Origin of the sequence: Azonexus hydrophilus DSM 23864 (assembly GCF_000429605.1) — a bacterium.
Classification (GTDB): Bacteria; Pseudomonadota; Gammaproteobacteria; order Burkholderiales; family Rhodocyclaceae; genus Azonexus; species Azonexus hydrophilus.
Window position 1 is genome coordinate 22,901 of record NZ_KE386925.1, and the last position, 20,690, is coordinate 43,590.

Sequence of the window (20,690 nt, forward strand, 5' to 3'; positions counted from 1 at the left end):
TTTAGGCGCGCAGCAGTTCGTTGATGCTGGTCTTCGAGCGGGTTTGCGCGTCGACCTTCTTGACGATGATGGCGGCGTAGAGGCTGTACTTGCCGCCGTCCTTGGGCAGCGAGCCGGAGATGACGACCGAGCCCGGGGGGATCTTGCCGTAAGTGATTTCGCCGGTTTCGCGGTCGTAGATCGGGGTGCTCTGGCCGATGTACACGCCCATCGAGATCACCGAGTTCTCGCCGACGACGACGCCTTCGACGACTTCCGAACGAGCGCCGATGAAGCAGTTGTCTTCGATGATCACCGGGCCGGCCTGGATCGGCTCAAGCACGCCGCCGATGCCAACGCCGCCGGAGAGGTGTACGTTCTTGCCGATCTGCGCGCAGGAACCGACGGTGGCCCAGGTGTCGACCATGGTGCCTTCATCGACGTAGGCGCCGATGTTCACGTAGGACGGCATGAGCACCGCGTTCTTGGCGATGAAGGCGCCCTTGCGCGCGAATGCGCCCGGCACGACGCGGAAGCCGCCGGCCTTGAACTGTTCTTCGGTCCAGCCCTGGAACTTGGTGTCGACCTTGTCGTAGAAGTTGATGTCGCCGGCCTTCTGGACGCGGTTGTCGCGGGTGCGGAAGGACAGCAGCACGGCCTTCTTGGCCCACTGGTTGACGATCCATTCGCCATTGACCTTCTCGGCGATGCGCAGCTTGCCGGCATCCAGGTCGGCGATCACCGATTCGATGATCTTGATCGCGTCGGCGGATTGGGTCGTCAGTTCGGTGCGCTTTTCCCAGAGTTCGTCGATGGTGGCTTGCAGCGGATGGCTCATGTGTTTTTTCTCTCTCAAAGTTGTTGGGTGAATTCACGGATGCGGCGGCTGGCTTCCAGGCATTCGTCGAGCCCGGCGACCAGTGCGATGCGGATGAAATTGGCGCCCGGGTTGACGCCCTGCGATTCGCGGGCGAGGAAGCTGCCGGGCAAGGCCACGACATTATAGTGTTCGAGCAGCCCACGGGCGAACTCGGTATCGGCGATGGGGGTCTTCGCCCACAGGTAGAAGCTGGCGTCGGGCATGCCGGTGCCGAGCACTTCGCTGATCAGCGGCGTGCAGGTGGCGAACTTCTCGCGGTACTGGTTGCGGTTGTCGAGCACGTGCGCCTCGTCGTTCCAGGCGGCAACCGAGGCGGCCTGGATCGGGGGGGGCATGGCGCAGCCGTGGTAGGTGCGGTAGAGCAGGAATTTCTTCAGGATCTGCGCGTCGCCGGCGACGAAGCCCGAGCGCATGCCCGGTACGTTGGAGCGCTTCGACAGGCTGGAGAACATCACCAGGCGGTCAAAGCTGCGGCCGAGCAGCTTGGCGGCCTGCAGGCCACCGATCGGCGGGTTGGCTTCGTCGAAGTAGATTTCCGAGTAACACTCGTCGGAGGCGATGATGAAGCCGTATTTGTCGGACAGTTCAAACAGCGTCTTCCAGTCGGCCAGCGACAGCACCTTGCCGGTCGGGTTGCCCGGCGAGCAGACGTAGAACAGTTGCACGCGCGCCCATTCGGCGTCGGAGAGCTGGCCGTAGTCGAAGGCGAAGCCGTTGTCCGGCAGGTTGTTGAGGAAGCGCGGCTCGGCGCCGGCCAGGTAGGCCGCGCCTTCGTATATCTGGTAGAACGGGTTGGGGCTGACGACGATGGGCGTGCCGCCGGCCCGGGTCGGGTCAATCACCGTCTGGGCGAAGGAGAACAGTGCTTCGCGCGAACCGTTGACCGGCAGGATTTCGCTTTCCGGATCAACCTCGATGCCGTAACGACGGTTGCACCAGTCATAGATCGCGTGTCGCAGCGCCGGAATGCCCTGGGTCGTCGGGTAGTTCGCCAAGCCGAGCAGGTTGGCGTGCAGCGCGTCCATGATGAACTGCGGCGTCGCGTGTTGCGGCTCGCCGATGGACAGTTTGATTTCCTTGTACTGCGGGTTCGGGGTGACACCGGCGAACAGTGCGCGCAGCTTTTCGAAGGGGTAGGGCTGGAGTTGGGCGAGATGGGGATTCACAGGAGAATTGCTGCACGGTCCAAAAACGCAATTATCACCGAAATCCGCCAGACAGTGAGGGCGTGTTGCCCGCAGTGGGGTGTCTGTCAAAGCTGCAGTGTGGGGATCGGCAAGTTGGTTTCCCTGTGCAGTCGATGCCACTCGGGTGATACCTCGGTAAAGAACTGCATGCCGGCATCGACCACCGTCGAGTCGTAAATCTTTCCACGGCCGCGCTGCAATTCTTCGATCGCTTCGTGCAAGGCGTGCCCGGGTCGATAGGGGCGATGTGAAATGATCGCGTCAAAGACGTCGGCAACGGCAACGATCCGGGCCTCCAGGCAGATTTCCTCGGCATGCAGTCCCAACGGGTAACCACTGCCATCAAGCCGCTCATGGTGTTGCTGGACGATATCGGCGATCGGCCAGGGAAAATCGATGCCGCGCAGGATTTCGTAGCCAGTCTGGGCGTGCTGGCGAATGATGGAAAACTCCGGTTCGCTGAGCACGCCGGGGCGGTTGAGGATTTCGGCGGGTACCGATATCTTGCCGATGTCATGGATGCTGGCGCCCAGGTGCAGGCCGAATCGGCGTTCTTCGCTCAGCCCCATGATGCGGCCGATTTCACCGGCGAGAGCGGCAACCTGACGCTGATGGCCGGCGGTGTATGGATCGCGTTTCTCGATGGCCAGAGCAATTGATTCAACAGTGCTGGCGAACGATCCGGCAACCCGCAAGGCCTGCATGCGAGTCCGCTCCTCGGCCTGCTTGAGCGCTGTGATGTTCTCATGCGAAACCACGGCGCGGATCCGGTATCCAGGGGCAAATGGCGTTACCGTCAGCAGGAACCAGCGCTGTTCGTGCGGGGCATGGCAGGGATATTCGAGCTGAAAACGCGTCGCGCTTCCGTCGAGGACGCTGCGCAGTCCTTCGAGGACAGCCCTGGCAATTCTGTTGTCTTCGGAGGCGGCCGGATTTTCTGCCTGGGCAGCCAGCGGTGCGAGCAGTTCCAGGTAATTGCAACCCAGCCCGTAGTTCGGAAGATGGCAGCCATTGCTATCGTAGAAGTGCCGCCAAGCCAGATTGACCGCAAGGATTTCTCCGTCGCCATCAATTAATGCAACATGTGCGGTCAGTGCATCAATGACCGAACTGGAATCCGCAGATAGGGCGTTCATGCTGTTCACCGGGCCGTGGGCCGGTTGATTATTGTTATTCATGATGCTACTACCAAAGTAATATATTTAATAGCTTTGGCGGATTTTTCTACTTGTACTGGCGTATGCCTGAGCAGAAGTTGGTTTTGCGTATGGCGTGCCACTTGCTTAGTGCGAGCATCACCATTGCATGTTGCGGAGTTGGCCCATGTTTTCGATTTCACGTGTTCAGGGGAGTGCCGAGTTGTTTCGCAGCCAGGCTGCGCAGCGTACAGCGACGGCCGGGCCGGCGGCGGTGTCGGCTACGAACGCTACCGACAGCGTAAGCATTTCATCGGCAGCCCGCGAAGCATTGAAAAGCGAGGCAGCGGCAAAAACGACCGGCATACCGTTGCCGCAGGCGGTCACCGAGTGGTTCACCAAGGATTTCCCGGCGGATGTGATCGATGAGGCCATGAGTCGCCTGGCGGCGAACAAGGCCCAGGGCGCTTTGGGCGGAGAAGGGCCGCTGGGATTGCCGCTGTTGCCGGAGAATCAGGCCTTGCTGGACGGCTTTCGCGAGGAAATGCGCAGCCTGTCCGCCGATGGGCATGCCAACATGAACACCGAACAGTCAGCCCGTTTCAATTTGCTGATGAATCTGAGCATGCGAGTGCAGATGCTGGGCTGGAAATCGCCGATGAGCGAAGCCGATGTACAGCGGGAGTTCGACATCAGCAACGCGATGGCCCGCCTGGGTCGCGAAAATCCCGATTTGCTGCCGGCGACCGAGTCCGTGGCAGCGGACGAGACCAAGTTCATCGACGTCAACGTGGAGTCGGTATCGGCTGTCTGGCGGGAACGCTGGGCGGCATCCGGTCTGGAAATGCCGGAAGTCACCGTCTCCCCGCAGCGTTCCTGGTGGCTGACGATGGCCACGGCAGCGGGGTTCGACGAAGGCGAATTCATGACGGCGGTGCGTGGTCTCGGTCAGCGTCTGTCCGGGCATGAACTGACCCGGGGCGTCGAAAATCTCATTTCCGAACGTTACGGAGAGAAGTTGGCAGCAGAAGAAGCGACCGATTCCTGAAAACCGGGCAGGCGGCAGGCAAGGGCCAGCGCGGCGACGATGCTATCATACGGCCCCCAATGTGGCGGGCATGTCGTCCCGCCTGTGACCGCGCATGCGCCTGACCAAACTCAAACTCGCCGGCTTCAAGTCCTTCGTCGATCCGACCACGGTGTCCCTGCCTGGGCAACTGGTTGGCGTCGTCGGGCCGAACGGGTGCGGCAAGTCGAACATCATGGACGCCGTGCGCTGGGTGCTGGGCGAGTCGAAAGCCTCGGAATTGCGCGGCGAGTCGATGATGGACGTGATCTTCAACGGCTCGACCAACAGGAAGCCGGTGTCGCGCGCCTCCGTCGAACTGATTTTCGACAATTCGCTCGGCCGGGCCATGGGCCAGTGGTCGCAGTACGCCGAACTGTCGGTCAAACGCGTGCTGACCCGGCAGGGACAGTCGGATTACTTCATCAACAACCTGAAGGTCCGGCGCAAGGACATCACCGATCTATTCCTGGGTACCGGGCTGGGGCCGCGTGCCTACGCAATCATCGGTCAGGGCATGATCTCGCGCATCATCGAGGCGCGTCCCGACGACTTGCGCGTCTTCCTCGAAGAAGCGGCCGGCGTCACCCGCTACAAGGAGCGGCGCAAGGAAACCCAGGGGCGTCTTGAAGATACCCGCGAGAACCTGCTGCGCGTCGAGGATATCCGCGAGGAACTCGGCCATCAGATCGAACGTTTGGCATCGCAGGCCGAGGTTGCCCGCCGCTATCACGCGCTCAACGAGCAACTGGTGCAGAAGCAGCAACTGCTGTGGCTGCTGAAGAAGCGCGAAGCCGAGGCCGAGCGTCAGCGCCTGGCGCTCGATGTCGAGCGGACGACAACCGAACTTGAAGCGCAGAGCGCCGCGCTGCGCGAAACCGAGGCGCGCGCCGAGGAAACCCGCGAAGCCCATTTCGCTGCCGGCGACGCCCTGCACAACGCGCAGAGCGAGATGTACGCGGCCAATGCCGAAGTCGCCCGGCTAGAGGCGGAAATCCGCCACCGCCGCGAATCGCGCAGCCAGCTTGAAGCCCGGCTGGTGCAACTGGAAGACGAACTGGCGCACTGGACGCAAACGGCCGAGAAACTTGCCGTCGATCGGGAAAGCTGGGAAGAAACCCAGGAAATTACCCGCTTGCGCGTCGAGGAAGCCGAGGAACGCCTGCATGCGCAGATGAACCTGGCGCCGCAGGTCGAGGAAGACCATGCGCAGGCGCTGGAGGAATTGCAGCGGCTGAAAACGCGCACGACCAACGGCGAGCAGAAGCTGGAAGTCGAGCAGACCCACAAGGCGCACGCCCAGCGTTCGCTGCAGGCCATCATCCAGCGCCGCGAACGCCTGCGCGACGAGACTTTCGGCGATGCACCCGACGAAATGGCGCTGGCCGAGAAGGAAGAAGAGCTGGAATTGCTGCGCGAGGAACTCGCTGGCGACCAGGAGCACTTGCAGCAGTTGCAGGAGGAAATGCCGCAACTCGAAGCCAGGCGCAAGGCCGTGCAGGGCGAACTGCAGCGGCTGGAGCGCGAGCTGGCGGCCGGTCAGGCACGCCGCGCCGCGCTCGAACAGATGCAGGCGAAAACCGCCGGTAGCGGCAAGTTGCCCGAATGGCTGCAGCGCCACGGCTTGGCCGAGGCGCCGGCATTGTGGCAGCAGATCCATGTCGAGGCCGGCTGGGAAGAGGCGGTCGAAGCGGTGTTGCGCGAGCGCCTGTCGGCGATTGCCTGCGACGATCCGGCCCGTCTGGCCGAGTGGCTGCATGACCGGCCGGATGGTCGCCTGGCGGTCATGCTGGGCGGTGCAGAAACTGATGCCGTCGCGCCGGACAGCCTGCTTGCCCGCGTGCGCTGCGACGATGCGCGGGTGCGCAGCGCGCTGGCCGACTGGTTGGGCGGGGTGCTCGCCGCCGAAACCCTGGCCGAGGCGCTGGCCTTGCGCGAATCGCTGGCGCCGGCCGGTGCCGTCGTCACCCGGGGCGGCGATCTGCTGACCCGCAGCAGCCTGACCTTCTTCGCGCCGGATCAGGGCGAGCACGGCCTGCTCGAACGCCAGCGCGAGATCGAGGCGCTGGCCGAGGGCATCGCGCTGGCCGAGGAAAAAAGCGAAAACCTGCGCGAACAGGCGGAAATGTTCGACGAGCAGTACGCCGACAAGCAGGAAGAAATCGACGAGACGCGCCAGTACGTCACCGACCGCCAGCAGCGCGTGCATCACGTGCAGCTGGAAGTGCTCAAGCTGAGCCAGGCGCTGGCCCGTTATAACGAGCAGAAGGAGCGCATCGCCGAACAGCTCGCCGAACTGGCCGAGGAAGAAGAGGGCGAGCGCGAGCGCGAAATGGCTGCCGACGAACGGATCGAGGAAATCCGCGACGGTTTGAGCCGCATCCGCGTGCTGGTGGCCGGTGCGCAGTCGCGCCTGGATGAATGCGAGCGTGCCGTGCGCGCCGAACGCGAACGCAACGCCGACCTCGACCGGGCGCTGCGCGAGGCCCAGTTCTCGGCCCGCGAAGCCGACGGCAAGCTGCAGGACATCTTTGCCCAGCAGGCGCTGGCGCAGCGCGAACTGACGCGCATCGAGCGCGACCGTGCGGCCTGTGCCGACCAGGTCGAGGCGGCGCCGGCCGATGTCATGGAAGAACAGTTGCAGCAGGCGTTGGCCACCCGCGTTGCCGCCGAGCAGGCGCTGGCCGGCAAGCGCGATGCGCTGGAAGCGGCGACCAATGCGCTGCGTGGGCTCGAAGAGCAGCGCATGAAGATCGAGCAGGGGCTGGAGCCGCTGCGTACCCGGATCGGCGACCTCAAGTTGAAGGAACAGGCGGCGGCGCTCAATGCCGAGCAGTTCGCCATGCAGTTGCTCGAAGCCGGCGCTGACGAGGCGGCTTTGTTGCCCTTGTTGGGCGAGGCGCGGCCGTCATCGCTGCAGGGCGAAATCACCCGCCTCGGCAACGCCATCGCCGAACTGGGCGCGGTCAACCTGGCGGCGCTGCAGGAACTGGAAACGGCGACCGAGCGCAAGGGCTACCTCGACATGCAGGCGGCCGACCTGAATGAGGCGATGGAAACCCTGGAAAACGCCATCCGCCGCATCGACCGCGAAACGCGCGACCTGCTGAAGAACACTTTCGATACGGTCAACAGCCATTTCGGCAAACTCTTCCCCGAGCTGTTCGGCGGCGGTCGGGCCGAACTGGTGATGACCGGCGAGGAAATCCTCGACGCTGGCGTACAGGTCATCGCCCAGCCGCCGGGCAAGAAGAATTCAACGATTCACCTGCTTTCCGGCGGTGAAAAGGCGCTGACGGCGATTGCGCTGGTATTCTCCATGTTCCAGTTGAACCCGGCGCCGTTCTGCTTGCTCGACGAGGTCGATGCGCCGCTGGATGACAGCAATACCGAGCGTTTCTGCAGTATGGTCAAGAAAATGTCGGGAGCAACACAGTTCCTGTTCATTTCCCATAATAAAATCGCGATGGAAATGGCCGAGCAACTGGTCGGCGTCACCATGCAGGAAAGCGGCGTCTCGCGCGTGGTGGAAGTGGATATCGAAGAAGCCTTGAAGATGAGGGATGCGTGACTGAACTTCAATACGGACTGATCGGGTTGGGCGGACTCGCCATTGCGGGGGTCGTGGCATATAACAAATGGCAGGAGTACCGGCATCGCAAGGTGGCCGAATCGGTCCTTCGCCCCGAGCACGACGACGTCCTGCTCAAACCGACGATCAGGCCGGCAGCGGCGGTAAGCGAGATCGAACGGGTCGAGCCGGTTTTTGCGCCGCCGGCCGACGAGGACGAATCCCGGTACGCGACGAATGCGGCACCTGTTGAGGCCGAACCTGAAGACATTCCGCCCTGGGATCTGCCGCCGACGGTCGAGACGTCGGTGCCGGAACTGCCCGAAGTATCGATGCCCGAGCCCGTCGTCGAGCCGGCTCCCGAACCGGTTGCCGAGCCGGTGTTTGAAGCGAAGGCCGTCGAAGCGCCGGTCATGCCGCCGCCGGTGCGCGAACCGGCCGTTGCCCCGCCGGTTTTTGCTGCGCATGAAGAAGCCCCGGCACCCGAGCCGGTACCTGCCGAATTGCTCGATCCGCGCCTCGAATTCATCGTCTCGATGGAACTGGTCGAGCCGGTTTCGTCGCGCCAGATCCTGCAATCGCAGCGCGACGTGCTGCAGCGGGTGTCCCGGCCGGTGCATTTCGTCGCCTACAACGAACGCGCCCGCGAGTGGATACGTTTGCGTTCCGATAACGAAATTCCGGTACGCCGTCTGCGCATCGGCCTGCAACTGGTCAACCGCCTGGGGCCGGTGTCCGACGGCGACCTGGCGGTTTTCACCGGTGCCATGCAGGCGCTGGCCGACGAGCTGATGGCGGTGGCCGACATGCCGACGAGCCGGGTGCTCGACCAGGCGGCGGAGATTGACCGTTTCTGCGCCGCCGTCGATCTGGAAATCGGCCTCAACCTGGTCAGCCGCGGCCAGCCTTTCCCGGGCACCAAGATTCGCGCCCTGGCGGAAGCTGCCGGCATGGTGCTCGGCCTCGACGGCATGTTCACCCGTCACGATGACGATGGCCGCGCCCAGTTCAGCCTGCAGAATTATGAAAGCGCGGGTTTTGCCGCCGATACCCTGCGCACCATGACCACCCACGGCCTGACTTTCCTGCTCGACGTGCCGCGCGTCGATCACGGCGAGCGAGTCTTCCAGCAGATGGTCGAACAGGCCCGCCGCTTTGCCGAAACGCTGCAGGGCACGCTGGTCGATGACAACCGTCAGCCGCTGGGCGATGCCCAGCTCGATCACATCCGTCGCGAGTTCATCGGCAAGCCGCAGGCCACCATGCAGTCCTTCGGCCTGCCGGCCGGTTCGCCGCAAGCCCTGCGCCTGTTCTCGTGATGCTGTCACCGGAAGTCGTCGAGCGCGCAGCCTGGCTGCGTGCAGAACTGGAACGTCACAACCACGCGTATTACGTCCTCGATGCACCGACCATCCCGGATGCCGATTACGACGCGCTGTTCCGCGAGCTGCAAGCACTGGAAGCCGAGCATCCGGCGCTGGCGACGGCGGATTCGCCGACCCTGCGCGTTGGCGGCAAGCCGCTGGCGCAGTTCGCGCCGGTGGTGCACGACGTGGCCATGCTGTCGATCCAGACCGAGACCGATACCGAATCCAGCGGCGCGCTCAATTTCGACGCCCGCATCCGGCGCGAGCTGGATCTCGGTGAGGGGGCGCCGGCCATCGATTACACGGCCGAACTGAAATTCGACGGTCTGGCCGTCAGCCTGCGTTACGAAAACGGCGTGCTGGTGCGCGGTGCAACGCGCGGCGACGGCACGACCGGCGAGGACGTGACCCAGAACCTGCGCACCATCGGCCAGATTCCGTTGCGCCTGCGCGGTGAAGCACCGCCCGTGCTGGAAGTGCGCGGCGAGGTGTACATGTGTCGGGGCGATCTTGACGCCTATAACGCCGCCGCTGCGGCGCGCGGCGACAAGACCTTGGTCAACCCGCGCAACGCCGCTGCCGGCAGCGTTCGCCAGCTCGATCCGGCCATCGCCGCCAGCCGGCCACTGAAGTTCTTCGCCTACGGTATCGGTGCGGTAGACGGCTGGCAGCAGCCGCCAACGCATGGCGGTCTGCTCGATGCGCTGGCTGCCTTCGGCCTGCCGGTGTGCGAGCATCGTGCGGTGTTGGCGGGCGGCGAGGCGCTGGCCGGTTTCCACCGGCGCATCGCCGAATTGCGCGACAGCCTGCCGTTCGACATCGACGGCGTGGTGTACAAGGTCAATGACCTGGAACTGCAGCGTCGCCTCGGTTTCCGCTCGCGCGAGCCGCGCTGGGCGGTGGCGCACAAGTATCCGCCGCAGGAAGCATCGACCGTGGTCGAGGCCATCGACATCCAGGTCGGCCGCACCGGCGCGCTGACGCCGGTGGCGCGCCTGAAGCCGGTGTTTGTCGGCGGGGTGACGGTGACCAATGCGACCCTGCACAACGCCGACGAGGTCGAGCGCAAGGGCGGCATTTGCGTTGGCGACACGGTGATCGTGCGCCGTGCCGGCGATGTCATCCCGGAAGTCGTCGGTGTCATCGCCGAGCGCCGGCCGGCCGCTGCCCAGCCGTTCATGATGCCGGCTGCCTGTCCGGTGTGCGGTGCGCACACGGTGCGTGAGCCGGGCGAGGCGGTGACCCGCTGTTCCGGTGGTTTCTCGTGCAGCGCCCAGCGCATCCAGGCGATCCTGCATTTCGCCGGTCGCCGGATGATGGATATCGAAGGCCTGGGCGACCGTTACGTCGAGCGCCTGGTTGAATTCGACTACGTGCACGGCGTTGCCGATCTGTACAAGCTGACGCTGGCCGACCTGCTGGAAATGAAGCGGCGCGCCGACGAGAAAGACGGCACCGTCCCGGAAACGGTCAAGGCCGGGCAGACGCCGACGCGCTGGGCCGAGAACCTGCTCGCCGGCATTGCCGCCAGCAAAACGCCGAAACTCGCCCGACTGCTGTTCGCGCTGGGCATCCGCCACGTCGGCGAGACCACTGCCAAGACGCTGGCCGACTGGCTGGGCAGCCTGGACCGGGTGCGCCGCGCGCCGGCGCCGCTGCTGTCCGTGCTGCCCGACATCGGCGCGACGGTGGCGGCAGCGATTGCCGATTTCTTTGCCGAGCAGCGCAACCTCGATGCGGTCGATGCCTTGCTCGCTGCCGGCGTCGCGCCCAATGATGAACATCCGCCGCATCCCGGCCTGGCCGAACGCCTGGCCTGGGCCGAAATCTATGCAGCGCTGGCCGTGCCGAAGCTGACCGCCAAACGCGCTGCCCAATTGGCGGCTGTGGCCGACGGCGGCGCGCTTGCCGATGGCAGCATCGATGCGGCGGCGTTATCGGTGGCCGGTTTGCCCGGTGAAGTGATCAGCGCCTTGTTTGAGTGGCTGAACCAGTCGGGCAGACGTGGTCTGCTGGCCGGTGTGGCCCGCCGTCGAGAAGAACTGCTGGCCGCCATGCCGCAAGGCGCGGTGCTTGCCGGACCGGCGCCGCTGGCCGGCAAGACGCTGGTGCTGACTGGTACGCTGCCGACCCTGAAACGTGACGACGCCAAAGCGATGATCGAAGCGGCTGGCGGCAAGGTGGCCGGCTCGGTATCGAAGAAGACCGACTACGTGGTCGCCGGCGAGGAAGCCGGCAGCAAGCTCGACAAGGCGCGCGAGCTTGGCGTTGCCGTGATTGACGAGGCAGCATTGATCGAATTGTTGAAGCAGGGAGAGCAAGAATGACTAGAGTCCGTAAAGCAGTATTCCCCGTCGCCGGCATGGGAACGCGTTTCCTGCCGGCGACCAAGGCCAGCCCCAAGGAAATGCTGCCCATCGTGGACAAGCCGCTGATCCAGTATGCGGTCGAGGAGGCCGTGGCGGCCGGGATTACCGACATGATCTTTGTCACCGGCCGCTCCAAGCGGGCGATCGAGGATCATTTCGACAAGGCCTACGAACTGGAGTCGGAACTGGAAGCACGCGGCAAGACGGAGATGCTCGAGTTCGTCCGCAACATGATCCCGCGCGACATCAACTGCATCTACATTCGCCAGCAGGAAGCGCTCGGCCTCGGTCACGCCGTGCTGTGCGCCAAGCCGGTGATCGGCGATGAGCCATTTGCGGTGATCCTGGCCGACGACCTGCTCGACGGCGACACGCCGGTGATGAAGCAGATGTCGGATGTCTATGACTACTATCGTTGTTCGGTGCTGGGGGTTCAGGATGTGCCGCGCGCCGACACGCGCAGCTATGGCATCGTCGATGCACGCAAGGTGGCCGACCGTCTGGAACAGGTCAATGCCATCGTCGAGAAGCCCAAGCCGGAAGAGGCGCCGTCCACGCTGGCGGTGGTCGGGCGTTACATCCTGACGCCGCGTATTTTCGAGCATCTGGAAAAGATCAAGCCGGGCGCCGGTGGCGAGATTCAACTGACCGATGGCATCGCCTCGCTGCTTTCGGAAGAACAGGTATTGGCGCACCGCTACGACGGCGTGCGCTACGATTGTGGGTCGAAACTCGGTTACCTGCAGGCAACCGTGGTATTCGGCCAGCGCCACCCGGAAGTCGGGGGCGATTTCACCGCTTATCTGAACAAGAACAGGGAGACATGATGGATATCCAGAAAGCACAAGCCATGTTGGCCGACTCTGAGGTCATTCACGACGCGCAGACCGTCCAGGCGGCGGTTGACCGGGTGGCAGCGGACATTCGCGCGCGGCTGGCCGACAAGTATCCGCTGGTCCTGTGCGTGATGACCGGTGGCGTGGTCTTTTGCGGCCAGTTGCTGACCCGTCTGGATTTCCCGCTGGACTTCGATTACCTGCACGCCACCCGCTACGGGCCGGAAACCCAGGGCGGCAAGATCTCCTGGCGCAGCGCGCCGTGGGCGCCGGTCAAGGGGCGCAGCGTGCTGGTCGTCGATGACATTCTCGACGAAGGTGTGACCCTGGCGGCAGTCAAGGAAAGCCTGCTGCGCCTTGGCGCGGCCGAGGTGCTGACGGCGGTCTTCGCCGACAAGCTCAATGGCCGGAACAAACCGTTGGTGGCGGATTTCGTCGGCCTGACCGTGCCCGACCGCTTCGTTTTCGGTTTCGGCATGGATGCGGGGGGCACCTGGCGCAACCTGCCGGCGATTCACGCCAAGAAGGAAGGGGCATGAGCGGGCGTAGCGTCGCCGAATTCATCGCTTACTGGGAAGACGAGGGGCAAACCTACGCCCGTCATGGAGATTACGACTGGATGGCCGGGCTGGTGCCTGGCGCTCGTGTGCTGGAAATCGGCTGCGGCGTGGGGTTTGCCACGCAGGCGCTGGTCGCGCGCGGACTGGCGGTGCTGGCCATCGATACCTTGCCGGAATGCCTGGCACTGACCCGGCAACGGGTGGGCGATGCGGCCACGTTGCTGCAGGCCGATGTCGAGGCGCTCGACGCCGCGCAGCGTGCCGCCATCGAGGCTTTTGCGCCGGATTGCGTGGTCTGCTGGCTGATGGGGGCGCCGGCTGAAGTCACCGGTGCCAGCGCCAGCGATGGCGGACAGGCTGTTGCCGCCTATCGCGAACGCCTGCATCGGGCGGTTGCCGGTCTGGCGGCCAGTCTGCCCGGGGTGCGTGCCCTGCACATCGTTGATCGTACGGCGATCCCCTGGCAGGCCAAGGACATCGGTCGCGATACCCTGGTCCGCTATCATCTCGAACGCACGTTCAGCGGTCTGCCGTTTTCGGCCAATCGCAACAACGCCATTTATCGCAAGCTGGGCGGCAATGTCGCCCAGCTTGCCAAACCGCACCCTGCACTCAAGCACGTGGTGCCTACGCTGGCTTCCCTGCTGGCGATCCGGAGTACATGACATGTTGGCTATCATTGGCGGCAGCGGTCTGACGACCCTGTCCAATCTCGACGTTTCTCATCGCGAAGTGGTGCGCACGCCCTTTGGCGAACCTTCCGGCGCTCTGGTCTTCGGCCAGATCTGCGGTCGCCCGGCAGTCTTTCTGCCGCGCCACGGCTACGGTCACAGCATCCCGCCGCACATGGTCAATTACCGGGCCAACCTGTGGGCCCTGCATCACCACCAGGTGCGCGGCATCATTTCGGTGGCTTCGGTCGGCAGCATCCGCGCCGACCTCAATCCGGGCGATATCGTCGTTCCCGACCAGATCATCGATTACACCTGGGGCCGCAAGTCGACTTTCTTCGACGGCGTGGGTTCGCCGGTAACCCATGTCGATTTCACCGATCCCTACGATGCACCGCTGTCGCAACGCATCGTCGAAGCTGCTGCGGCACTGGGTATCGAGATCAAGCAGGGGGCGGTGTACGCGGCGACCCAGGGGCCACGCCTGGAGACGGCGGCGGAAATCAATCGCCTGGAGCGCGACGGGGCCGACATCGTCGGCATGACCGGCATGCCGGAAGCTGTACTGGCGCGCGAGCTCGGCCTGCCTTACGCGGCCATCAGTGTGGTTGCCAATCATGGTGCCGGGCGCGGCAGCAGCAGCCACGGCATCCGTTTCGAAAGCCTGGAGCATGTGCTGCAGGAGGCCATGGGCCGCGTGCGCAGCATCATCGAACGCGTGGTCGGTTGCGAGGCGGCCTGTCCGCCGATGGGCATGTCGGTCTGAGGCGTTGCCTCAGACCTTCATCCGCTCGATCAACTCGGTTTCCAGGCGGATGCGCTGATTGGTATCGCGCAAGTCGCCGCCGCTGATCAGGAAAACGTCCTCGGCACGCTCGCCGAGGGTGGCGATCTTGGCGGTGTGCAACTCGGCGCCGTGCTCGGCCAACGTTCTGGCGATGGTGTAGAGCAGGCCGGGTCGGTCGGCCGCGGTCAGGTTGAGCACGAAGTGCGTCCCCTTTTCGTCGCCACGGATGCTGACTTCGGGCTTGATCGGGAAGTGCTTGACCTGGCGCGACAGGCGGCCGGCTGACGGGACTTCCGGCGGCAACTGGCGGAGCAGGCGGTCTTCGAGCTCGTGCTCGATGTAGGCGAGCATTTCCCGGTTGTGGTCGCGCTTTTCCACGTCGAGCAGAATGAAGCTGTCCAGGGCGTAGCCGTGGGCGGTGGTGTGGATCTTGGCATCGACGATGCTGTAGCCGGCGCGGGCGAAGAAGCCGACCAGACGGGCAAACAGGTCGGGCTGATCCTGGGTGTACACCATCACCTGCAGGCCGACGCCTTCCTGCCACAAACGGGCCCGGACCACCGGCTGGTTGTTGTAGATGCGGTAGTGCAGCGAGCGCGTGTGCCAGGCAATTTCCTCGGCCGAATGGCGCAGGAAATAGACCGTGTCGAGTTGCTTCCACAGGCGCTCGTGAACGGTGTCGGAGAGCGCGAAGAAACGCAGCAGGCGCATGGCTTCAGCCTGGCGTTCGGCGATGATGCCGTGGGCGACCGGTGCTTCATCCTGCGCCAGGAAGTGCAGCGTCTGCTGGTAGAGGTCGGCGAGCAGCTTGCCCTTCCACTGGTTCCAGACCTTGGGGCTGGTGCCGCGGATGTCGGCGTGGGTGAGCAGGTAAAGCGCCTGCAGGTGGCGGACGTCGCCGACCAGCCCGGCAAAGTTGCCGATCACCTCGGGGTCGCTGAGGTCTTCCTTCTGGGCGATCTGCGACATCACCAGATGCTGGCGGACCAGCCAGACGACCAGTTCGGTATCGTCCTTCGACAGTCCGTGGTTCTCGCAGAATTCGCGTGCATCGACGGTGCCCTTGACCGAGTGGTCGCCACCCCGGCCCTTGGCGATATCGTGGAAGAGGGCAGCGATGTAGAGCAGCCAGGGGCGTTCGAACTCGTTGATGATGCGCGAGCACAGCGGGTATTCGTGGGCGAACTCGCTCATCGTGAACCGACGCAGATTGCGCAGGACCTGCAGGATGTGTTGGTCGACGGTATAGACGTGGAACAGGTCGTGCTGCATCTGGCCGACGATGCGCCCGAAGTTCGGCAGGTAGGCGCCGAGAATGTCGAGCTGGTTCATGCGCCGGAATTCATGGACGATGCCGCGCTCGCTCTGCAGCAGCTTGAGGAACATCGTCCGGTTGGCCGGGTCGGCGCGGAAGGCCTCATCAATCTGATCGCGGGCGACCCAGATCGCGCGCAGGGTCGGCGCGGTCATGCCCTGCAGCTCCGGGTTTTCCTGCATGATCAGGAAGGCGTCGAGGATCAGCCCGGGTTCTCGTTCGAACAGGCGCTCGTCGCAGACGTCGAGCAGGTTGCCGACGATCTGGAAGTGCTCGTCGAAGGGCTGCGGACGCTGCAGGTTTTCCGGCGCCAGCGCGGCGCCCATGTTCTGCAGGACGATGGTGTTGAGCAGCGTCAGGCCCTTGGCGTTCCGGTAATAGGCCTGCATCAGTTGTTCGGAGGCGCGCTTGGTTTCGTTGTCGACGAAACCATAGCGATGGGCCAGGCGCTCCTGGTAATCGAACAGCAGCCGATCTTCACGGCGGCCGGCCAGGAAGTGCAGGCGGATGCGCAGGTGGCGCAGGAAATCCTCGAACTGCTTGCCGAAAGCGACGCCTTCCTGCGACATGATGCCATCGGCACCGAGCTCATCCCAAGTGCCACCGTAGCCGGCCGCCTTGGCGATCCAGAAGATCACCTGCAGGTCGCGCAGGCCGCCAGGCGATTCCTTGATGTTCGGTTCCAGGCTGTACGGCGTTTCGTTGAAGCGCAGGTAGCGATCCTGTTGCTCGAGCCGCTTGGCTTCGAAAAAATGCAGCGGGTCGAGGTTGCCGAACAGGCGGCGACGGAAGGTGGTGAACAGCTTTTCGCTGCCGGTCAGCAGCCGCGCTTCGAGCAGCGCGCTCTGGACGGTGATGTCATTGGCGGCTTCGTTCAGACATTCCGGGATGGTGCGCACGCTGTGGCCGATTTCCAGGCCAATGTCCCAGAAACAGCCGACCAGGCGCTCCAGCTTGGCTTCCGTGCTGGCGCTGGCGTCTTGCGGCAGCAGGATCAGCAGGTCGATGTCGGAGGCCGGGTAGAGCTCGCCGCGCCCGTAACCGCCAACGGCCGCGAGGGCGATCGAGGCCGGGAAAGAAAAATCGGCCCACAGGCGACAGAGGATTTCATCGACATCGGCGCAGCGCTGGCGGAGCAGGGCTTCGGCGTCGTTATCTTGCAGGTAGCGCGCCTGCAGGGCAGCCTGGCGGGCCTTGAGTTCGTTGCGCAGTGCGGCGACGTCGATGTCCATCAGGCAATCCAGTCGGGTTTCGGGCGTGCGCCGGCGGAAAGCGTCATGACCTCATAGCCGGTGTCGGTGACCAGCAGGGTGTGTTCCCACTGCGCCGACAGACTGCGGTCCTTGGTAACGATGGTCCAGCCGTCCGGCATTTCGCGGATGGCGGCTTTGCCGGCGTTGATCATCGGTTCGATGGTGAACATCATGCCCGGGAGTAATTCAACGCCGGTGCCGGCCTTGCCGTAATGGACGACCTGCGGGTCTTCGTGAAACTTGGCGCCGATGCCGTGGCCGCAGAATTCGCGGACGACCGAGTAGCCGTTCTTTTCCGCGTGCTTCTGGATGATGGCGCCGATGTCGCCGAGGCGGGCGCCGGGGCGCACCACCGAAATGCCCAGCCACAGGCATTCGAAGGTGATTTCGCACAGGCGTTTGGCCTGAATCGACCCTTCGCCGACGATGAACATGCGGCTGGTGTCGCCGTGATAACCGTCCTTGATCGTGGTGATGTCGAGATTGATGATGTCGCCGTTCTTCAGGGCGCGGTCGCTCGGCACACCATGGCAGACCTGCTGGTTGATCGAGGTGCAGATCGACTTGGGGTAGGGGTCGTAGCCCGATGGTGCGTAGTTGAGTGGCGCCGGAATGCAGTTCTGGACGTCGACCATGTAGTCGTGACAGAGCTTGTCGAGTTCTTCGGTGGTGACCCCGGGTTTGACGAAGGGTTCGATATAGTCGAGGACCTCGGCGGCGAGGCGGCCGGCGACGCGCATTTTTTCGATTTCTTCAGGCGTCTTGATGGTGATGCTCATGGCTGTTCTTGGTGCGTTGGGAGAAGGCAAGGATAAATGATGCCCCCCGTTTCGCAAAGCCGGTGGCGCGGGAAATGGCATACTGCGCGGGGTTTTTGCATGGAGCAGGCCATGTCGATAATGGTGTTGGGCAAGGATGGTCAGGTCGGTTGGCAATTGCAGCGCGCCTTGGCGCCGCTGGGCGAGGTGGTGGCCTGCGGCCGGGCGCAGTGCGACCTGACCGATGCGGACCGGATCCGTTCGCTGGTTGCCGAGGTGCAGCCGTCGGTGATCGTCAATGCCTCGGCCTATACCGCCGTGGACAAGGCGGAATCGGATGCCGATACGGCCTATGCGGTCAATGCCCGGGCGCCGGGTATTCTTGCTGAAGCGGCGCTGGCATGCGGTGCGCTGCTGGTGCATTACTCGACCGATTACGTGTTCGATGGCAGCAAGCCGGGGGCTTACGTCGAAAGCGACGCCACGGCGCCGCAAGGGGTTTATGGGCAAAGCAAGCTGGCCGGCGAGGAAGCGATCGTTGCGCTCGCCGGCAAGTCGCTGATTTTTCGCACCAGTTGGGTGTTCGGCGAGCATGGCGGGAATTTCGTCAAGACCATCCTGCGGCTGGCGCGCGAGCGCGATTCGCTGGGCGTGGTTGCCGATCAGGTCGGTTCGCCGACGCCGGCGGCGCTGATCGCCGACGTCACGGCGGCGGCGCTGGTGCGTCTCGATCTCGGGCGCCAGATGGCGGCCGGGGAAAATCGCCTGTATCACCTGGCGGCGGCCAATCCCGTCAGCTGGCATGCCTTTGCCTGTCGGATCGTCGAGACGGCGCGGGCCATGGGCGAGGAATTGCGCGTCGACGCTGCGGCAATTCGCGCTATCGGTACCGTCGATTACCCGACACCGGCCCGGCGCCCGGCCAATTCGCGACTCGATTGTTCCTTGCTGGAGGCGGAACTCGGCCTGCACATGCCGGATTGGCAGCCTTACCTCGAGCGCATGCTGAGTTGCTGTCTGTCGTGATCGGCGCGGTGAAGCCCGCTTGGCGTGTCAGGCCTTCATGCGGGGCGAATTAGCTGCTATAATCGTCCAGTTTTCCCGGTCGAGTCTGTCCGGAAAAATGGCGGGGCGCACGGTGCGCGTCGTCCATCCCTCACATCCGCCGATTAAGGGTGTCCGTCAAAACCTAATAATGACGGGCGTTGCCGGCGGGTGGCGGTTCAACCCTTAAAGGAGTTTTACAATGTCCGTAACCATGCGCGAAATGCTGGAAGCCGGTGTCCACTTCGGCCACCAGACCCGTTTCTGGTCCCCCAAGATGGCCCCGTACATCTTCGGTGCCCGTAACAAGATTCACATCGTCAACCTCGAAAAGACCCTGGCCAAGTACAACGAAGCCATTGCTTTCGTGAAGAAGCTGTCGGCCAACCGTGGCAACATCCTGTTCGTTGGCACCAAGCGCCAGGCTCGCGAAATCGTTGCCGAAGAAGCGGCACGCGCCGGCGCCCCGTGTGTTGACCAGCGCTGGCTGGGCGGCATGCTGACCAACTTCAAGACGGTCAAGACCTCGATCAAGCGCCTCAAGGACATGGAACTGGCTGTCGAAGCCGGTGATCTGGAAAAGATGTCCAAGAAGGAAGCCCTGACCTTCCGTCGCGAACTCGAAAAGCTGCAGAAGTCCATCGGCGGCATCAAGGATATGGCCGGCCTGCCGGATGCCATCTTCGTCATCGACGTCGGCTACCACAAGATCGCCATCACCGAAGCCGAAAAGCTCGGCATCCCGGTCATCGGCGTGGTCGATACCAACCACTCGCCGGAAGGTGTGAATTACATCATCCCGGGTAACGACGACTCTTCCCGCGCCATTCAGCTGTACGCCCGCGGCGTGGCCGATGCCATCCTCGAAGGCCGCAGCATGGCTGTTCAGGAAATCGTTGCCGGCGGTGACGACGAGTTCGTCGAAGTCGAAGAAGCGGCTGAATAAATAAGGCTGTAACGGCGGGGCCTCAGGCTCCGCCTGTCTCATAAGCTCAGGAGAAACAAGTATGGCGGCAATTACCGCAGGTATGGTGGCAGAGCTGCGCGGCAAGACCGACGCACCGATGATGGAATGCAAGAAGGCGCTGACCGAAGCCGATGGCGACATGGCCAAGGCCGAGGAAATCCTCCGCGTCAAGCTGGGCAACAAGGCTTCCAAGGCCGCTGCCCGTATCGCAGCAGAAGGTATCGTGGCAGTCAGCATCTCCGCTGACGGCAAGACCGGTGCCATCATCGAAGTCAATTCGGAAACCGACTTCGTTGCCAAGAACGACGACTTCATCGCACTGGCCAACGGCTCTGCCGCGCTGGTCGCTGACAAGAACCCGGCCGACGTGGCTGCTCTGTCGGCCCTGCCGATGGGCGAAGGCACCGTCGAATCGACCCGCACCGCGCTGGTCGGCAAGATCGGTGAAAACATGAGCATCCGCCGCTTCGTCCGTTGCGAAGCCAAGGGCAAGCTGGTTTCCTATATCCACGGTGGCGCCAAGGTCGGCGTGCTGGTTGACCTGGTCGGCGGCGACGAGCAGCTAGGCAAGGATCTGGCCATGCACATCGCTGCTTCCAAGCCGAAGTCGCTGGATGCCTCCGGTGTTTCCGCCGAACTGCTCGACACCGAGCGTCGCGTTGCCATCGAAAAGGCCCGCGAAGCCGGCAAGCCGGAAGCGATGCTGGAAAAGATCGCCGAAGGTACCGTCCAGAAGTACCTGAAGGACGTGACCCTGCTGGGCCAGGTCTTCGTCAAGGCTGAAGACGGCAAGCAGACGATCGAACAACTGCTGAAGCAGAAGGGCGCTTCGGTGGCCAGCTTCACGCTGTTCATGGTCGGCGAAGGCATCGAGAAGAAGGTTGACGACTTCGCTGCTGAAGTCGCTGCCCAGGCCGCTGCCGCTGCTGCCAAGAAGTAATCTT

The 20,690-nt window shown here is 63.7% G+C and carries 16 protein-coding genes; 11 read left to right on the forward strand and 5 right to left on the reverse strand.

The window, feature by feature from the left end:
• Position 1 precedes the first annotated feature (1 nt).
• The 3 genes from dapD to G471_RS18400 form a co-directional block, all read right to left on the reverse strand.
• A complete protein-coding gene (gene dapD, locus G471_RS0111380) occupies positions 2 to 817 on the reverse strand; it encodes a 2,3,4,5-tetrahydropyridine-2,6-dicarboxylate N-succinyltransferase (RefSeq protein ID WP_028995446.1) in 816 nt (271 codons plus the stop codon).
• 14 nt (positions 818 to 831) lie between these two features.
• Positions 832 to 2,025 (reverse strand): succinyldiaminopimelate transaminase, encoded by a 1,194-nt coding sequence (dapC, locus tag G471_RS0111385; protein ID WP_028995447.1) that lies wholly within the window; start codon positions 2,023 to 2,025, stop codon positions 832 to 834.
• Positions 2,026 to 2,111: 86 nt separating this feature from the next.
• Positions 2,112 to 3,182, reverse strand: coding sequence for an HD-GYP domain-containing protein (locus G471_RS18400; RefSeq protein WP_051295527.1), 1,071 nt, complete (start codon positions 3,180 to 3,182; stop codon positions 2,112 to 2,114).
• 187 nt (positions 3,183 to 3,369) lie between these two features.
• On the opposite strand from G471_RS18400, the gene G471_RS0111395 reads away from it, so the two are divergent.
• From G471_RS0111395 to G471_RS0111435, 8 genes are all read left to right on the forward strand, one after another.
• A complete protein-coding gene (locus tag G471_RS0111395) occupies positions 3,370 to 4,230 on the forward strand; it encodes a hypothetical protein (RefSeq protein ID WP_157272513.1) in 861 nt (286 codons plus the stop codon).
• A gap of 94 nt (positions 4,231 to 4,324) precedes the next feature.
• Positions 4,325 to 7,819 carry a chromosome segregation protein SMC gene (smc, locus tag G471_RS0111400; RefSeq protein WP_028995449.1) on the forward strand — a complete coding sequence of 1,165 codons (3,495 nt, stop codon included), beginning with the start codon at positions 4,325 to 4,327 and terminating at the stop codon, positions 7,817 to 7,819.
• Positions 7,816 to 9,138, forward strand: a complete 1,323-nt coding sequence (locus G471_RS0111405) for a cell division protein ZipA C-terminal FtsZ-binding domain-containing protein (RefSeq protein WP_028995450.1) — start codon at positions 7,816 to 7,818, stop codon at positions 9,136 to 9,138. The genes smc and G471_RS0111405 overlap by 4 nt, the downstream gene beginning before the upstream one ends.
• Positions 9,138 to 11,513: an NAD-dependent DNA ligase LigA gene (gene ligA, locus G471_RS17515; protein WP_043421563.1), complete on the forward strand. Its 2,376-nt coding sequence runs from the start codon at positions 9,138 to 9,140 to the stop codon at positions 11,511 to 11,513. Before G471_RS0111405 ends, ligA begins: the two co-directional genes overlap by 1 nt.
• Positions 11,510 to 12,382 (forward strand): UTP--glucose-1-phosphate uridylyltransferase GalU, encoded by an 873-nt coding sequence (galU, locus tag G471_RS0111420; protein WP_028995451.1) that lies wholly within the window; start codon positions 11,510 to 11,512, stop codon positions 12,380 to 12,382. The genes ligA and galU overlap by 4 nt, the downstream gene beginning before the upstream one ends.
• 23 nt (positions 12,383 to 12,405) lie before the next feature.
• Positions 12,406 to 12,930 carry a hypoxanthine-guanine phosphoribosyltransferase gene (locus G471_RS0111425; RefSeq protein ID WP_245580553.1) on the forward strand — a complete coding sequence of 175 codons (525 nt, stop codon included), beginning with the start codon at positions 12,406 to 12,408 and terminating at the stop codon, positions 12,928 to 12,930.
• Entirely contained in the window at positions 12,927 to 13,616 is a 690-nt protein-coding gene (locus tag G471_RS0111430; protein WP_028995453.1) for a class I SAM-dependent methyltransferase, read from the forward strand. The genes G471_RS0111425 and G471_RS0111430 overlap by 4 nt, the downstream gene beginning before the upstream one ends.
• Position 13,617: 1 nt before the next feature.
• On the forward strand, positions 13,618 to 14,388 hold the full coding sequence (locus G471_RS0111435) for an S-methyl-5'-thioinosine phosphorylase (RefSeq protein ID WP_028995454.1): 771 nt from the start codon (positions 13,618 to 13,620) through the stop codon (positions 14,386 to 14,388).
• Positions 14,389 to 14,397: 9 nt separating this feature from the next.
• Here G471_RS0111435 and G471_RS0111440 read toward each other — a convergent pair whose 3' ends face one another.
• Both G471_RS0111440 and map read right to left on the reverse strand, forming a co-directional pair.
• Positions 14,398 to 16,956: a [protein-PII] uridylyltransferase gene (locus G471_RS0111440; RefSeq protein WP_028995455.1), complete on the reverse strand. Its 2,559-nt coding sequence runs from the start codon at positions 16,954 to 16,956 to the stop codon at positions 14,398 to 14,400.
• The gene (map, locus tag G471_RS0111445) at positions 16,956 to 17,756 is read right to left on the reverse strand and encodes a type I methionyl aminopeptidase (RefSeq protein WP_028995456.1); all 801 of its coding nucleotides are present in this window, start codon (positions 17,754 to 17,756) and stop codon (positions 16,956 to 16,958) included. Before map ends, G471_RS0111440 begins: the two co-directional genes overlap by 1 nt.
• A gap of 111 nt (positions 17,757 to 17,867) precedes the next feature.
• Here map and rfbD point away from each other — a divergent pair, with 111 nt between their 5' ends.
• From rfbD to tsf, 3 genes are all read left to right on the forward strand, one after another.
• Positions 17,868 to 18,761, forward strand: a complete 894-nt coding sequence (gene rfbD, locus G471_RS0111450) for a dTDP-4-dehydrorhamnose reductase (RefSeq protein WP_211226424.1) — start codon at positions 17,868 to 17,870, stop codon at positions 18,759 to 18,761.
• A gap of 220 nt (positions 18,762 to 18,981) precedes the next feature.
• On the forward strand, positions 18,982 to 19,725 hold the full coding sequence (gene rpsB, locus G471_RS0111455) for a 30S ribosomal protein S2 (protein WP_028995458.1): 744 nt from the start codon (positions 18,982 to 18,984) through the stop codon (positions 19,723 to 19,725).
• A 61-nt stretch (positions 19,726 to 19,786) separates the two neighbouring features.
• A complete protein-coding gene (gene tsf, locus G471_RS0111460; RefSeq protein WP_028995459.1) occupies positions 19,787 to 20,686 on the forward strand; it encodes a translation elongation factor Ts in 900 nt (299 codons plus the stop codon).
• Positions 20,687 to 20,690 lie beyond the last annotated feature (4 nt).